This window comes from Mucilaginibacter sp. JRF (assembly GCF_015223065.1).
Classification (GTDB): domain Bacteria; phylum Bacteroidota; class Bacteroidia; order Sphingobacteriales; family Sphingobacteriaceae; genus Mucilaginibacter.
Genome location: NZ_JADFBY010000002.1, coordinates 648684 through 664015, shown reverse-complemented (window position 1 = coordinate 664015; position 15332 = coordinate 648684). Strand labels below are relative to the sequence as shown.

General features: G+C 45.9%; 14 protein-coding genes and 1 tRNA gene. 11 read left to right on the top strand and 4 right to left on the bottom strand.

Annotated features, from left to right (window positions below):
* Positions 1–13 precede the first annotated feature (13 nt).
* From IM792_RS08385 to IM792_RS08370, 4 genes are all read left to right on the top strand, one after another.
* Entirely contained in the window at positions 14–1729 is a 1716-nt protein-coding gene (locus IM792_RS08385; protein WP_194101374.1) for a RagB/SusD family nutrient uptake outer membrane protein, read from the top strand.
* Between the two features lie 67 nt (positions 1730–1796).
* The gene (locus tag IM792_RS08380; RefSeq protein ID WP_194101373.1) at positions 1797–3446 is read left to right on the top strand and encodes a DUF4980 domain-containing protein; all 1650 of its coding nucleotides are present in this window, start codon (positions 1797–1799) and stop codon (positions 3444–3446) included.
* A 25-nt stretch (positions 3447–3471) separates the two neighbouring features.
* Positions 3472–5010: a glycoside hydrolase family 172 protein gene (locus tag IM792_RS08375; RefSeq protein WP_194101372.1), complete on the top strand. Its 1539-nt coding sequence runs from the start codon at positions 3472–3474 to the stop codon at positions 5008–5010.
* 70 nt (positions 5011–5080) lie between these two features.
* Positions 5081–5152, top strand: a tRNA-Arg gene (locus IM792_RS08370).
* A gap of 59 nt (positions 5153–5211) precedes the next feature.
* Here IM792_RS08370 and IM792_RS08365 read toward each other — a convergent pair.
* Positions 5212–6339: a carboxypeptidase-like regulatory domain-containing protein gene (locus IM792_RS08365; protein ID WP_194101371.1), complete on the bottom strand. Its 1128-nt coding sequence runs from the start codon at positions 6337–6339 to the stop codon at positions 5212–5214.
* On the opposite strand from IM792_RS08365, the gene IM792_RS21395 reads away from it, so the two are divergent.
* From IM792_RS21395 to IM792_RS08345, 5 genes are all read left to right on the top strand, one after another.
* On the top strand, positions 6329–6460 hold the full coding sequence (locus IM792_RS21395) for a hypothetical protein (RefSeq protein ID WP_255521460.1): 132 nt from the start codon (positions 6329–6331) through the stop codon (positions 6458–6460). The two genes, IM792_RS08365 and IM792_RS21395, sit on opposite strands and share 11 nt — an antisense overlap.
* Positions 6461–6565: 105 nt before the next feature.
* Positions 6566–7183, top strand: a complete 618-nt coding sequence (locus IM792_RS08360) for a hypothetical protein (protein WP_194101370.1) — start codon at positions 6566–6568, stop codon at positions 7181–7183.
* 41 nt (positions 7184–7224) lie between these two features.
* A complete protein-coding gene (locus IM792_RS08355; protein WP_194101369.1) occupies positions 7225–7920 on the top strand; it encodes a GNAT family N-acetyltransferase in 696 nt (231 codons plus the stop codon).
* A 170-nt stretch (positions 7921–8090) separates the two neighbouring features.
* Positions 8091–9827: a phospho-sugar mutase gene (locus tag IM792_RS08350; protein ID WP_194101368.1), complete on the top strand. Its 1737-nt coding sequence runs from the start codon at positions 8091–8093 to the stop codon at positions 9825–9827.
* Between the two features lie 128 nt (positions 9828–9955).
* The gene (locus tag IM792_RS08345; RefSeq protein ID WP_194101367.1) at positions 9956–11947 is read left to right on the top strand and encodes a PAS domain S-box protein; all 1992 of its coding nucleotides are present in this window, start codon (positions 9956–9958) and stop codon (positions 11945–11947) included.
* A 52-nt stretch (positions 11948–11999) separates the two neighbouring features.
* Here IM792_RS08345 and IM792_RS08340 read toward each other — a convergent pair whose 3' ends face one another.
* Both IM792_RS08340 and IM792_RS08335 read right to left on the bottom strand, forming a co-directional pair.
* On the bottom strand, positions 12000–12845 hold the full coding sequence (locus IM792_RS08340; protein ID WP_194101366.1) for an SPFH domain-containing protein: 846 nt from the start codon (positions 12843–12845) through the stop codon (positions 12000–12002).
* Between the two features lie 16 nt (positions 12846–12861).
* A complete protein-coding gene (locus IM792_RS08335) occupies positions 12862–13041 on the bottom strand; it encodes a hypothetical protein (RefSeq protein ID WP_194101365.1) in 180 nt (59 codons plus the stop codon).
* Between the two features lie 276 nt (positions 13042–13317).
* Here IM792_RS08335 and IM792_RS08330 point away from each other — a divergent pair, with 276 nt between their 5' ends.
* Both IM792_RS08330 and IM792_RS08325 read left to right on the top strand, forming a co-directional pair.
* Positions 13318–14058 (top strand): peptidase, encoded by a 741-nt coding sequence (locus IM792_RS08330; RefSeq protein WP_194101364.1) that lies wholly within the window; start codon positions 13318–13320, stop codon positions 14056–14058.
* Between the two features lie 9 nt (positions 14059–14067).
* Positions 14068–14916 (top strand): transglutaminase family protein, encoded by an 849-nt coding sequence (locus IM792_RS08325; protein WP_194101363.1) that lies wholly within the window; start codon positions 14068–14070, stop codon positions 14914–14916.
* On the opposite strand, the gene IM792_RS08320 is transcribed toward IM792_RS08325, so the two are convergent.
* A complete protein-coding gene (locus IM792_RS08320; protein ID WP_194101362.1) occupies positions 14913–15314 on the bottom strand; it encodes a transmembrane 220 family protein in 402 nt (133 codons plus the stop codon). The two genes, IM792_RS08325 and IM792_RS08320, sit on opposite strands and share 4 nt — an antisense overlap.
* Between the last annotated feature and the right edge of the window lie 18 nt (positions 15315–15332).

Here is a 15332-nt window from a genome sequence, read left to right as displayed (position 1 = left end):
ACATTAAATCAACATGAAAAAATATATTCTATTGCTGATTGCGGTTACGTTGATAGCCGTATCATGTCAGAAGAATCTTGATCAATTACCGCAAGGCTTTGCATCAGATGAATTATTGAACAAGCCCGAAAACGTTGAAAAAATGCTGATCTCGGCATACTCAGCATTGGGTAACGATGCCTTTGCCGCGCCTTACAGCAACCTATGGTCATACGGTAGTGTGCGTAGCGGTGATGCTTACAAAGGTGGTGATGGCCCGGGTGATGTGGGTGACTTTCACGCTTACGAAACATTCGCCCTTAACCGTGTTGATATCGGCGCGTCGGATGTTACCTGGTTCAGACTGTATGTTGGTGTTGGCCGTGCTAATGATGCCCTTGCCAGGATCAACAACCTGACCGAAGATGTTTACCCGCTAAAGGTTCAGCGCCAGGCCGAGGCTCGTTTTTTAAGAGGCCACTTCTATTTTTTGCTTAAGATACTTTACAAGCACATACCTTACATTGACGAAAATATGGATAAGGCAAGCTACGATTCGGTATCAAACCGATCGTACTCAAGCAACCAGCTTTGGGATAAGATAGCCGATGATTTCAGATTCGCGGCGGATAACCTGCCGGGTACTCAGACTGATAAAGGTCGCCCAACATCACTGTCGGCAAAGGCTTATTTGGCTAAAACATTACTTTATCAGGCTTACACGCAGGATGAGAACAACAACGTAACCGGCATTGATCAGGCTAAACTTACCGAGGTAAACAGCTTGTGCGACGATGTAATAGCCGGCCCTTTCTCCCTTTTCCCGGATTATGCCCAAAACTTTTTATCGCAGTTTGAAAACGGTTCTGAATCGGTATTCGCTATACAATACTCGCAGAATGATGGTACACAGTTTGGCCGTATTGATAACGGGCACTCGCTTAATTACCCCATGAACCAGGAGTATGGCTGCTGCGGTTTCCACGTGCCAAGTTATAACCTGATCAACGCCTTTGTTACCACAACACAGGGTTTGCCTGATTTTGCCAACTATAACAACAACGAAATAGGCAAACAAGGCGATTACGATACCCACTCGTTCGATCCGCGACTTGACCATACTGCCGCTATACCGGGGCACCCATATAAATACCGTCCGTCGTTCATTTATCAGTCTACATGGTCGCGCGCGCCGCAAATTTACGGGCCGATGCTGAGCATGAAAGAAACCGTATTGTTTGATGACCCGGCATTTAAACGTTTCCCTCCTTTTATGTCGAGCTCAAAGAACTGGATGATCATTCGCTTCTCGGACGTGATGCTGATGAAAGCCGAAGCGCTTATTGAGTTGGGCCGTGAGATGGAAGCCCTGCCGCTGATCAACGCCATCAGAACACGTGCGGCCAACAGTACCGGCAGGTTGAAAATGACTGATGGATCATTTACATCAAATTACCTGATCAACACCTATCAGCCCGGCGTAAACTGCACCTGGACCAATGATTATGCCCGCCAGGCCATGCGCTACGAACGCCGCGTAGAGTTTGCCATGGAAGGTTACCGCTTTTTTGACCTGGTGCGCTGGGGTATTGCGGCTGAATACATGAATGCGTACTTTGCCAAAGAGAAAACACGGGTTACCCACCTCAATGATGCATTGTTTAAAAAGAACCGCGACGAGTATTTGCCTATACCATTAAACCAGGTAAACTTTAGTAAAGGGCTTTACAAACAAAATACCGGATGGTAAATTGCACATGGTAAGCCCGCGGGCTTACCATGCCATTATAAACTTGTTAATATAAAAATACTGAACCATGAATACTACTATTAAAGCTATGCTTACCTGTTGTATTGCCGCTTGCAGCATACTACAGGCCCAGGCTGCCGATCTGCCCATCAAGATCACTAAACGTTATTTGAATTTCCCCATATCGCAGGAGCAAAAAAGGGGGAACATGAAATTCTCAATAGGTGGCAAAAAAGAACGTGAGTTTAAGATACGCCTGGCAAACGGCGAGCCTGAATACTGGGTATTTTGTGATATGACGCAGTATAAGGGCAAAACCATCACCATTAGCTATGATGGCGATAACGCGGGCCTCTCAAAAATTTATCAGGATGACAAGATAGCCGGGCAGGACTCCATGTACCACGAAAAGAACCGCCCGCAGTTTCATTTCAGCACCCGTCGTGGTTGGATAAATGACCCTAACGGCTTGATATTTTACGAGGGTGAGTATCACCTGTTTTATCAGCATAACCCTTATGAAAAGGAATGGGAAAACATGTCATGGGGCCATGCCGTGAGTAAGGATATGATACACTGGCAGGAGTTGCCGGTAGCGCTTCACCCTGATGATCTGGGTACCATGTTCTCGGGCTCGGCTGTTATTGACTATAATAATACCGCCGGTTTTAACAAAGGCAAAACCCCGGCCATGATAGCTACTTACACGGTTGACGGGCACGACAAGCAGGTACAGTGCATGGCCTACAGCCTTGATAAAGGCCGCATCTGGACCAAGTATAAAGGCAACCCGCTTATTGACTCAAAGGAGAAATGGAACAGCCGCGATACCCGCGACCCGCGTGTATTTTGGTACGAGCCGGGCAAGCACTGGGTATTGGTGTTGAACGAGCGTGATGGTCACTCTATCTACAACTCTGCCAACCTTAAAGACTGGACCTTTCAAAGCCATACAACCGGTTTTTGGGAATGCCCTGATCTGTTTGAACTACCTGTTGATGGCGACAAGAGCAAAAGCAAATGGGTGATGTACGGCGCTTCGGACACATATATGATAGGCTCGTTTGATGGTAAAAAATTCACGCCTGAATCGGGCAAGCATTACTTTACTACGGGTACTATTTACGCCGCGCAAACCATAACCAATATACCGGAGAGTGACGGCCGCAGGATACAGATAGGCTGGAGCCGTTTATCGCACCCGGGCATGCCATTTAATGGTATGATGCTGTTGCCTACCGAGCTTACCTTGAAAACTACCAAGGATGGTATACGCCTGTTCAGCACACCGGTAAAGGAAACCGAGCAGCTGTTTGAAAAAGCCGGGCAGTGGAGCAACCTTAAAGAGGCCGACGCTAACGATAAGCTGAAAACATATAACACCAGCGATCGCCTGCGTATAAAAACAACCGTCAAACTATCGCACGCTACAAGCGCGGGGCTTAACCTGTTCGGTCAGCATATTATTGATTACGATATGAACATGAACCTCATTAACGGCACCTTCTACTCGCCAGAGGACATGACCAGCATGGAACTGACCGCCGATATTTACATTGACCGCACATCGGTTGAAGTATTTATTGATAACGGGGCTTACTCCTACTCGTTCCAGCGCAAGGCGGATGCTAAAAACACCGAGGGTTTCCATTTTTGGGGTACTAACATCGATGTAAAGAACCTGGAGGTTTATACCGTAAAATCAATATGGGAATAGCATGATCCTATAAAAATCATCGGCTATGAAAAGCAAAATTCTATGTATTACAGGGTGGCTAATATTGGCCACCCTTAATAGTTTCGGCCAAAATAAGGTTACACTGGCATCATTACTCAAAGAGATGACAGACCCCGAAGCGGTTACCCGTATGCCTAAACCGGCCTATATTTTAAAGCAAACCAGCAGTTACGACAGGCATTCCATAGCACCTGGCAAGCCTGGGTGGTTTGCCAATGATGATCATACCCATTACATCCGTAAGGAAGTAAACTCCGGCCGTACCGAACAGGTAATGCTTGATGAGGATGGCCCCGGCGCTATTGTACGCTTTTGGGAAACTACCTTTAAACGCCCCGGCAAACTGCGCATCTACTTTGATAATGAAACCGATGCCCGCATCACCATAGATGGGTACGATTTGATGAAGTTCCCGTACGCGGCGGGTAAGGCCCTGCTGGCACCGCACTCCAGCTACGAGCCTTTGCAAAAAGGCGGCAGTACCTTATACCTGCCTCTACCCTTTAGCAAGCATTGCAAGGTTACCTGGCAGGAGGCTGACAGTACCGCCAAAGAGCCTCGTTACTACCAGATAAACTTTAGGCGATACCCCAAAGGCACCCGTGTTGAAACCTTTAGCGATGAAGTATTTGCACGTAACACCCAACTGATAACACAGGTAAATGAGCAGCTTTTAAATCCTAAGCATTCACCGTCAATAAGGTTGGTGCATAAGGTGGCTAAAGACTTAAAACCTGGTGATGAACTGCCTTTAAAATTAGGCGGCAGCAATACCGCTATCGGTTTCATCCAGGTATGGTTGGATGATTCGACCGCTTATACCGATAAGAATTTGCGCTCGCTATACATTAAAGCTGAGTTTGATGGCAAAACCACCATCAACTGCCCCGTGAGTGATTTTTTTGGCAGCGGTGCCGGCAATAACGCTATACAAAGCTGGTATCGTACCGTAACAAGCGGCGATGTTTTGGAATGCCGGTGGGTTATGCCTTATACCCGGTCGGTACGTATCAGTATAATAAATATGGGCGATACCATGCTGCATACCCATCTTGAAGCGGATTCTCAGCCTTACAAATGGACATCACGCAGTATGTATTTTAACGCGGCCACAAGGGCGCAAAAGGATGTACCCATCCGCCGCACAGAGGCCGATAAACCTTTGGAGTGGGACTTGCTCAACCTAACAGGCAAAGGCGTATTTATGGGCGAAACCCTGGCCATAGACAACCACATACACAAATGGTATGGCGAGGGCGATCAAAAGCTTTGGGTTGATGGTGAGCCGTTTCCATCCGAATATGGTACCGGGTTGGAAGATTACTACAATACATCATGGGCGCCGGTGGTACTTTATCAAACCCCGTTCGCCAATGCTGTACGTGCCGATCAGCCTGATTCATTCGGCGAGAACACCTTTACCCGCACCCGTAATCTGGACGCGGTACCGTTCGACAAAAGTTTCAGGTTTAGCCTGGAGATGCTGGGCTGGGACAATGGCACAGCCGACGTAACAGCCACCAGCTACTGGTACGCCCGGTAAAAAGAAAAATAAACCCAATTGAACAACAAGGTACAGCCGTTTTGGTAATTTACCATATATTTACGCCATTGTTCCCGTAGTTCAATGGATAGAATGGCTGATTCCGGTTCAGCTGATATGAGTTCGAATCTCGTCGGGAACACCGGTTAAAAAGCCTCTCTTTTTAATTAAAAGAGAGGCTTTTTTTGTATCAGGATAAAACTACAATTTTGCTGTAGGCTGACCAGGTTTTGCAGGATAATACTCAAACGGCAACTGATCGGCAACACGGCGCAGGGCCATATTGCCTTGTATGGTAAAGTTATGCTGGCCGGAGGCATCGCCTTTCTGGTCTATCATGGCACCGTCGGTTAGCAGATACATGAGCGTACAATTAGTTGTGATAGGCACCTGCTTTTTGCGGGCATCAACATATAACAGCCGTTGTTTGGCGGCTTGCTTGGGCGCGTATGTAATAAACAGTTTGGTAAACTGCAATCGCATTAAACTATCCAGCCCAAGTTTTGATATGGTATACAGATCGATCTCATTCGGGTCAATGTTAACATACTCGCGATCGTCGCCGCCACCGACTACGGGCACCCTTTCATAAGCCTGGTGTATCAGGAAACCCTCCTCGCGGGCGTTGCTGTTATATAATCCCCTGAAAAACTGCATTAACGAACCTTGATAGGCTTTTGCCCTGGCATCGGCCCAAATACCTTTTTGCTTGTCGTTACCCGGCAGCTCCTCGAAAGTACTGTTACCTGAAAAGCTCGCGTGATCCTGCGTGGCATGGTAGCTAAAGTTATTGAGCAGATACCGCACCTTATAGCCCAGCGCTTCGTTCTCTACTATGATCAGATCATCAGCATAAGCTGTGAGCATGTCCGCTTTTTTATCAAACTTTAAATGCAACGTTTCGGGGTTAAGTATCCGGCATTTTTTGGCATTGACCGAACCACCCAAAAACACCTTCTGAAACATTTTGTAGTTCTCCTCCCTATCCTTTTTATTGCCTCCGGAGCTTATAATCACCTCGGTCAATAAAATATCTGTGGGGTGCAGGGTTATTTTCAGGTCTATTACAGGTTCAGTTAAAATAACCGTTTCGGTGTGTTTGGCGAACCCCATCATAGATACTGATAGCTGGTAAGTACCCGCCTGCAATCCATCAAAGCGGAAGGTACCATCCTTGCCGGTGCTGGTCATTTTGGTCATGCCCACAATAAATACTGTTGCGGATGGGATGGGGCGGCTCAGGCTGTCGGTGAGTTTACCGGTTAACAAATGGGTTGATTGTGCTGCGGATGATAGCGTGCATCCGAATGTCAATACAATGAAAAACATAAGCGATCTGGTAGCTCTGCTTAACGTTGTACAAACTGATAAGGGTGATTGGTTGGCAGACATTGTAAAGGTTTATGTTGAAACAATTATACAAAACGAAACCCATTTACAGCAACTATAAAAAGTTATTTTTTAAGCACTTATAAGTGATTCGATATCCTTTATTGATTTCTGATTAAACCAAAAGCGCGGCCAACACTCCTACCTGTATAACACAACCAAAACCATGAACAACATACTTAAACACATCACCGTATTCTCTCTATTTTTTGTAATAGGCAACTACTGTAAGGCGCAAAGTAATTTTAAGATAAATGCCAATATATCCGGTGGCAAGGCCCGCATAACATCGGTATACCTGGAAGATGAAGGCATAACCATTTTTATGGATAACCTTGGCCGCCTGCACGATGTTTATTTGTATGATACCGACCAATATTACGATGCCGTGTATGATAACCAAACATCAGCCCTGGGCAACGAGGTTGAATATTACCCTGCCGACTATATATGGACCGAGTTGCGGAACAAGATAAAGCGCATAGGCAAAACCTATATTACCTATTACGATCGCTTTAGTTTTGACGAACTACAAGGCAAAATAAAATCAATAGGTAATTTATACCTCACCTATTACGACCGTTTTGGATGGGATGAACTGAAAGGCAAGGTAAGATCAATAGACACCATAAACTTTACTTATTACGACCGCTTTGGCGCTAATGAGGATATAGGTAAAATGAAAAGCATCGGCAATACAACTTTCAGCTACGCAGGCCGCATGGTTAATGTGGCTGGTGATCGGGATGGGGTTGTTAATATTCGTAGGGCAGGAATTAGATAAACCACACACATCGGCATTGCATTTTTTTATAGGTTTGCCGCATGATTGATGTATTGAGCAACCCGGCCTGGTATGCCCTAACCACAGGGAATGCACGGCTTGCGCTGGGTAATAGCAGGGTTAAGTATTTTGATGAACGTGTTTCGCCTTTTGTAGGGCTTGAAGATAGCAGCGAGGATAGTTTTATTGAGCTGGCGGACATGGTGAATAACGAGGAGGGCATCCGTTTATTTATTAGTCCGGTTGAGGTGAATGTGCCTGCACCCTGGCAGGTAGTGGCTTGCGTTAACTGTTACCAAATGGTGTGGAAAGGTTCGGCCCTACCGTCTGCTTATGATGATGAGGTTACGGTATTGAACGAGAGCCATATACCCGATATGCTAGCCTTAACAAAATTAACCAACCCGGGGCCGTTCGCCATGCAAACCATTGAGTTTGGCCATTACCGTGGTGTGTTTGCCGATGGTAAACTGGTAGCCATGGCCGGGCAGCGCCTTAATCCATCACCTTATGCCGAGATCAGCGCGGTATGTACCCACCCCGATCATTTGGGCAAAGGTTATGCCCGTATGTTACTGAACCATCACATCAATCGGGTAACGGCTGCATCGGGCATTCCGTTTCTGCATGTAAAGCACGATAACGACAGGGCCATCACCGTTTATAAAAGCTTAGGATTCGAGATAAATAAGGAGCTTTTGTTTTATGTACTCCACAAAGCGGAGGGCGCTATTTAAGGTCGCTTGCCGGTTTCACATCTATTTTACTTTTTTTCACAAAAACTTAATTCAAAACGTGATTGTTATTGCTTTTAAAAGCTAAAAAAACTCGCCATATTAGCACCTCCACTGGCCGATAGCTTTTTAACAAATGGCTTATCATCAACAATAATCAAAAACATCACCATATGCAGGAAATAGATCCTATCATTCTACAAAAAGTTAACACCTGGCTCGAGGGTAATTACGATGAGCAGGTAAAGCAGGACATTCAGAAATTACTTGACGATAAAGCTTATACCGAGCTTACCGATTCGTTTTATAAAGACCTTGAATTTGGCACCGGCGGCTTACGCGGCATTATGGGTCCGGGTTCAAACCGTATCAATAAATACACCATCGGTTCGGCTACGCAGGGCCTGGCCAACTACCTTAAAAAAACCTACCCTAACGAGCAGGTTAAGGTAGCCATTGCACACGATAGCCGTAACAACTCCGATCTGTTCGCGCGCATTACTGCCGAGGTATTTTCGGCCAATGGCATATACGTTTACTTTTTTGAGGCGCTGCGCCCAACGCCTGAACTATCTTTCGCCATACGTACGCTGGGTTGTAAAAGTGGTGTAATGCTTACCGCATCGCACAATCCTAAAGAGTACAATGGTTATAAAGCTTATGGCGAGGATGGCGGCCAGTTCGTAGCACCTGCCGACGCGGCCGTTATGGACGAGGTTGCTGCCATTAAGAGCATTGACGAGGTTAAGTTTGACCGTGTTGACAGCAATATTGAACTGATAAGCACCGATATTGACGAGCAGTATCTTGATAAAATAGTAACGCTTTCGGTATCGCCGGAGGCTATCAAACGCCAAAAGGATCTGAAGATCGTGTTCTCGCCTATACATGGTACAGGTATTACCCTGGTCCCAAAGGCCTTGGAACTGTTTGGTTTTGAAAATGTGGTATTGGTTGATGAACAATCAACCCCTGATGGTAACTTCCCTACCGTGGTTTACCCTAACCCGGAGGAGAAAGAAGCCCTTACCCTCGCCCTTAAAAAAGCGCAGGAAGTGGATGCCGACCTTGTTTTGGCAACCGACCCTGATGCCGACCGTGTGGGTATCGCCGTAAAAAATACCGATAACGAGTTTATACTGCTTAACGGTAACCAAACCGGCAGTATGCTGATCAACTACCTGTTAACCGCATGGCAGGAAAAAGGCAAGCTTACCGGCAAGGAGTACATTGTTAAAACCATTGTAACATCGAACCTGATAGAAGCCATTGCCCGCGCTAAGGATGTAACTTTTTACAACACCCTTACCGGCTTTAAATACATTGGCGAGCTGATGACTCAGTTTGAGGGCAAGCAAACCTTTATTGGTGGTGGCGAAGAAAGCTACGGTTACCTGGTTGGCGAATTTGTGCGCGATAAGGATGCCGTTGTTTCAGCAGCGTTTATTGCCGAGATGACCGCTTATTACAAGGATAAAGGCAGCAGCTTGTTCGAGGCCTTGTTAGATACTTATGTTGAGTATGGTTTCTATAAAGAAAAGCTGATATCCATCACCAAAAAAGGAAAGACCGGTGCTGAGGAGATCAAGGCCCTGATGGAGAAATTCCGTAACAACCCACCTGCTACTTTGGGTGGCTCAAAGGTTATTACTTTGAAAGATTATGAACTGCGTGTTGAAACCGACCTGATCAGCAATACCACTCAGCCTATTGAGTTGCCTAAGTCGGATGTATTGCAGTTCATTACCGAGGATGGCAGCATTATATCAGCACGCCCGTCAGGTACCGAGCCTAAAATTAAATTTTATTGCAGCGTTAACGGCAAGCTGGAAAGCAAGGAAGCCTACAAGCTTACCGAAGAACAGCTTGATGCTAAGATTGATAATATAATGCAGGATCTGGGCGTGTAATATAACGCTTAACCAATACCTGTAGCAAGGCATTCGCTTTACGGCGGATGCCTTGTTTTTTTTATTTCATATATTATACATTATATTTACAACAACGACACGTTGTAGCCCATTCACCAGCAGATAAGATGATAGAAACCGATGATAAAGTTGGTGCCCCTAACCCGGTATCGGCATTGATAGATAGCCTGCCGGTAGCTGTTTACATTTGCGATACCAATGGCTATATCACGGCTTACAACAAACCCGCCCAGCAGCTATGGGCAACCACACCCATAATTGGCGAAACTAAATGGTGCGGCGCGTTTAAAACTTACACCATTGATGATACATTGCTATTGCCCGAAAAAAACGCGGCAGCGCACAGTATGTTCACCGGGGTATCGGCACCAAGCCAGGAGCTGATAGTTGAGCGGGAGGATGGCAGCAGGCGATACGTGGTGCATCATCCATCTGTAAATTATAATAACGATGGCGAGATAACCGGCATTACCAATACCTTGATTGATATTACCGCCCAAAAATTCGATGAGAATAAGCAGGCCATGCTGGCGGCCATTGTACAATCATCACAGGATGCTATTATCAGTAAAACGCTCGATGGTATTATTACCAGCTGGAACCAGGGCGCCGAGCGCCTGTTTGGCTATACCGAACAGGAAGCCATAGGCCGATCCATCATTATGCTGATACCGTATGATAGGTTGATTGAAGAAGAACTGATCATAGACCGTGTACGCAACAACCTGAGCGTTGAGCATTTTGAAACGCTGAGGAAACATAAAGACAGACACCTCATCCCGATATCGCTCACTGTATCGCCCATTAAGGATAGTAAGGGCAACATTATAGGCGCATCAAAGATAGCGCGCGACATTAGTCGCCAAAAAATGGCCGAAGAACAGTTGCAGCACTACGCCGGTAACCTGGAGATACTGAACTCGTTTGGCAAAACCATATCAGAGGATATGGATGTTCAGGGCATCCTGCAAAAGGTTACTGATGCTACTACACAGCTTACGGGTGCCAAGTTCGGCGCTTTCTTTTATAATAAATTGAACGAAAATGGCGAGGCTTATATGCTTTACACGCTATCGGGCGCGCCAAAGGAGGCTTTCGAGAAACTGGGCATGCCCCGCAACACCGATGTTTTTAAAACCACCTTTAAGGGTGAAGGCATCATCAGGGTTGATGATATAACCAAAGATGCCCGATATGGCAAAAACGCGCCGCACCATGGTATGCCTAAAGGGCATTTGCCGGTGGTTAGCTACATGGCCGTACCTGTAATTTCAAAAAGCGGGCTGGTAATTGGCGGCTTGCTGTACGGGCACCCCGAAGCGGGCAGGTTCACTAATGAGCATGAGCATTTGGTGGCAGGCGTAGCATCGCAAGCGGCTATCGCTCTTGATAATGCCAAGCTTTACGAGGAAGTACGCATGCTGAACGCCAAGAAGGATGAATTCATCGGCCTGGCGAGCCATGAGCTTAAAACTCCGGTTACGAGCATAAACGGTTACTTACAGATCATTGAACGATCGTTAGCCGGTAACGACCGTAATACGGCCTTTGTTACCAAGGCACGTATGCAGGTTAGCAAACTCAGCGCACTTATTGCCGACTTGCTGGATGTATCAAAGATCATCACCGGCAAACTCCCCCTATCATACACCGTTTTTAATTTGCAGGAGTTATTGCTTGAATCGGTTGATGTATTGCAGCAAACGCACATCAGCCATGCTATACAGATAGAGCATTGCGATAAACCCATACTCATCAAGGCCGACCAGCAACGTATTGAGCAGGTGATCATCAACCTGCTATCCAACGCGGTAAAATACTCGCCCGATGCTGATAAGGTGCTTATAAAACTGGTTGAGCGTGATGGCTACGCCGTAATTTCGGTACAGGATTTTGGCATCGGCATACCAAAGGATGAGCAGGAACGTATATTTTCACGCTTCTACAGGGTTGATAATATTGCCGATCATATATCAGGCCTTGGCATTGGCTTATACATCTGCAACGAGATCATCAGCAGGCATCAGGGTCGTTTGCGGGTAAGCAGCGAGTTAGGCAAAGGCTCCACCTTCTCGTTCGAGCTGCCCATCATCGCATAAAAAAGCCCCCGGCTGTTAACCGGAGGCCTTCAACAATACTGATAATATCCTTTTAGTCCTTAGTAATATCTTTAAACAGCTGTGGCACTGCGCCGTAGGTTGGCAACTGGCCGTTCCACTTTTCTATCATACGGGTTTGCACCAGCAGCGGGGTAAGGCTTTGCTGCCTTAGCTTATTAGCTTCTGATTCAGCACGTGCCTTAATTAGCAAGGCGGCAGCCTCACCTTCGGCTTTAGCTTTACTCACCTGCGCTTCGGCAATGGCTTGTTTGGCCTCGTTCTCGGCCTTTAAGCGGGCTTGTATAGATGCGTTCTTTTCGTCGATCATGCGCCTTAATGATGCTGGCGGCGTAATGGCCGATGTCAGCTGATCGTACACAAAGCCATCTTTAGCCAGGTTTTTGGTAAGCAGGTTCTGAATCTTATCTTCAAAGCGCTCACGGTTACTCATCACACTGTCTGATGTAAAGCTGTTGGCCACAATGCGGTAAGCATCGTAAATAGTGTTGCGCATAAACTGCTGCTCTATCTCGTTAAGCGGCTTGCGGTACTGGCGGTAAATATTGGGCACCATGGCCGGGTTAACATGATAGTTCAGTTTAGGGTCAACCTGAAATTCGGCGGCATCTTTGGTGGTTACAACAAATGGCTCGTAATCCACATTCTGTGTATAGGTAGGGAATTCAACTATCTTGGTTGTCCAGGTGTTGTACCATACACGGCCGGTAACAATGGTAATATTATCCACGCCCCTGTCGGTACCATACAGGTTTATTTTGATGCCTACGTTACCAGCATCAATATTCTCGTAAGTAAAAGGCTGAATAAATAAGGCTACAATAAGTACAATTACTATCCCACCTATGCGGAATACACGTTTAAGGTTGTTAGGTTCCATTAATAAGTATGTGTTGTTAAGTTAATTTGCGATAAATATAGCGAATGATGTAAAACACGAACACCAGGCCCAATACGGCTTGGAATATGCCTATGCCTACATACAAATTGCTGGGTTTTGATATGTTGGCCGCAGCCCACGAGAAAAGCAGAACAGCCAACACAACATCTAATAAAAGTATCAGAATATGCTTCATATGTAAAAATATAAATTCATTTGGGCGAAAAAAGAGCTGTTGTGTATATTTGTATGTGTTTTTTCTGTTTTCATAAAAGCACAAATAACCGAGCCGGGTCCCGCCTGACCCGGCTTACTTTTTTATGTAGCCGGGTATTCCCTCCATTACCATTACCGGTAAAATCAGTTTATGTTAGATAGCACACCCTTTTAAATGTTACAAAGCCTGCATTACGTTACCTTTTGTATTGCTTAATTGCTTACTTTGCCGTTGTACACCACATAGTATTTTATCATGACTTATTGCTTAGGTATAAAAGTGAAGGAAGGCTTGGTGGCCATTGCCGATACCCGCATAACATCGGGCACCGAAACCACCAACAAAAAGAAGGTTAGCATACAACAAAAAGATAATTTTTCGCTTTTTATCATGACCAGCGGGTTACGCTCGGTACGTGATAAGGCGATGGAGTATTTTACCGAATTACTTGAAACACAGGAATACAACAAGGTATACAAGGCCGTTAACGCCTTTGGCGAGCAGGTAAAACGCGCCGCCCTTGAGGATGGCGCCGCCCTTGAAAAGGCCGGACTAAAGTTTGATCTGCACACCATTATAGGTGGCCAGCTAAAGGATGATGCCGAGCATAAACTGTATCTGCTCTATCCCGAAGGTAACTGGGTGGAGCTTGGGCAGGGCGCACCGTATGTGGTTATAGGTAACTCCGGCCACGGCAAAGCCATACTGAACCGTGTGCTAAGCGAAAACTCGAGCATGAGGCTGGCATTAAAGGCTGGTTTCCTCTCTTTTGATTCGACCCGGGTAAGCTCAAATAATGTTGATTACCCGATTGATGTGATATTGTACAAAAAGGATTCGTACGAGGTTATTGAGCAGCGGTACGAGTCGCGCGATCTTGCAGCTATATCCTCGCAATGGGATGATGAATTGAAGAATGCCTTGCTCAACGTATCAGAAGACTGGATGGAAGTTGCCTTTGATAAATTACAGGACACAAATGAAAACGAAAGTTAACCACACTATATGAAGTTTAATGTACAGGCTGACATGACCTATACGGCAAATACCGCCGGTACACTCATACTAAACATCCACGCTTTGCATAATAATGCCGGCCAGGCAGTATTGCAAGAGCATTTAAACATACAGCCTTACATACCAGCCGAACAACTGCTTAATGTTAACGGCGAAAATCATTTAATACGCTTAAATGTTGAAGAACCCGGCAATATTGCCATAAGCTACCACGCCACTGTATTTAACGCCTGGAAAATGGTAGATATGGATGGCCTTGTGGAAACACCGGTACATGCGCTGCCTGCCGAGGTGTTACCGTATTTGCACCCAAGCAGGTATTGCCAGTCGGACAAGTTATTCAGGCTGGCGCATAATATGTTTGGGGAGATCAGCAATCCGTTTGTTACGGTGCTTAACATGGTGGAGTGGATACATGCCAATGTACAGTACCTGAGTGGCTCAACCAATTCAGAAACCTCGGCTTTTGATACCGTTACAGAGCAATCGGGTGTGTGCCGTGATTTCGCGCATCTGGGCATTGCCCTTTGCCGCGCCTTAACTATACCCGCGCGTTACTTTACGGGCTATGCCTACAAACTGCAACCGGCCGATTTTCATGCCTGTTTTGAGGCTTACCTGGGCGGCCAATGGGTATTGTTTGATGCCACCAAACTGGTGCCACTAAATGGTTTGGTTAAAATAGCCACCGGCCGCGACGCTGCCGACGCCGCCATTGCCAACATATTTGGCGAAATTGATTTTAACACCATGCTGGTTAACTGCACTTTTGCCGATGAGGTTTTTATACCGTTTCAATACGCGCCCAACAGCCTGCAAGGCATCAGCTACTTTTAAAATTTGTATTTGTTTTTAGGCAGCTTACCCTGACTAAAGCGGTAATATATAAAGTTGATGAGCAGCACAATCCAGCAGATAAGCAGGCCAAAAAATTCACGGGCTTCTTCTATCCAGGGCTTGGTGGCTTTCATGGTTTGTACCAGGCTTTCCTCATCGTGCTGGGTTACCCAATCAATTACGCCATTGCTGTCAAATATCTTATATATCGCGTAAGCTAAATAACCCACCAGGCCTATGTAATAAGTTACCGGGTAATACTTACCTTTTACAGCCCAAAAGCATAATAAAGCGGCGTAAAGGTAAAGGGGCACCCACAGGTATGGGTCAGGATCGTTATACTGCAAGCCTGCCGATATAACGAATAGTACGATGAAAACTATGTTAAATATCTTCATAAGCTGATTTTTTTTATT

What these genes read in the sequence shown, in the direction of transcription:
- IM792_RS08385 (WP_194101374.1), top strand. Translation starts at nt 14, where the DNA reads ATGAAAAAATATATTCTATTGCTGATTGCGGTTACGTTGATAGCCGTA.
- IM792_RS08380 (WP_194101373.1), top strand. Translation starts at nt 1,797, where the DNA reads ATGAATACTACTATTAAAGCTATGCTTACCTGTTGTATTGCCGCTTGC.
- IM792_RS08375 (WP_194101372.1), top strand. Translation starts at nt 3,472, where the DNA reads ATGAAAAGCAAAATTCTATGTATTACAGGGTGGCTAATATTGGCCACC.
- IM792_RS21395 (WP_255521460.1), top strand. Translation starts at nt 6,329, where the DNA reads ATGAAAAACATAAGCGATCTGGTAGCTCTGCTTAACGTTGTACAAACT.
- IM792_RS08365 (WP_194101371.1), bottom strand. Translation starts at nt 6,339, where the DNA reads ATGTTTTTCATTGTATTGACATTCGGATGCACGCTATCATCCGCAGCA.
- IM792_RS08360 (WP_194101370.1), top strand. Translation starts at nt 6,566, where the DNA reads ATGAACAACATACTTAAACACATCACCGTATTCTCTCTATTTTTTGTA.
- IM792_RS08355 (WP_194101369.1), top strand. Translation starts at nt 7,225, where the DNA reads ATGATTGATGTATTGAGCAACCCGGCCTGGTATGCCCTAACCACAGGG.
- IM792_RS08350 (WP_194101368.1), top strand. Translation starts at nt 8,091, where the DNA reads ATGCAGGAAATAGATCCTATCATTCTACAAAAAGTTAACACCTGGCTC.
- IM792_RS08345 (WP_194101367.1), top strand. Translation starts at nt 9,956, where the DNA reads ATGATAGAAACCGATGATAAAGTTGGTGCCCCTAACCCGGTATCGGCA.
- IM792_RS08340 (WP_194101366.1), bottom strand. Translation starts at nt 12,845, where the DNA reads ATGGAACCTAACAACCTTAAACGTGTATTCCGCATAGGTGGGATAGTA.
- IM792_RS08335 (WP_194101365.1), bottom strand. Translation starts at nt 13,041, where the DNA reads ATGAAGCATATTCTGATACTTTTATTAGATGTTGTGTTGGCTGTTCTG.
- IM792_RS08330 (WP_194101364.1), top strand. Translation starts at nt 13,318, where the DNA reads ATGACTTATTGCTTAGGTATAAAAGTGAAGGAAGGCTTGGTGGCCATT.
- IM792_RS08325 (WP_194101363.1), top strand. Translation starts at nt 14,068, where the DNA reads ATGAAGTTTAATGTACAGGCTGACATGACCTATACGGCAAATACCGCC.
- IM792_RS08320 (WP_194101362.1), bottom strand. Translation starts at nt 15,314, where the DNA reads ATGAAGATATTTAACATAGTTTTCATCGTACTATTCGTTATATCGGCA.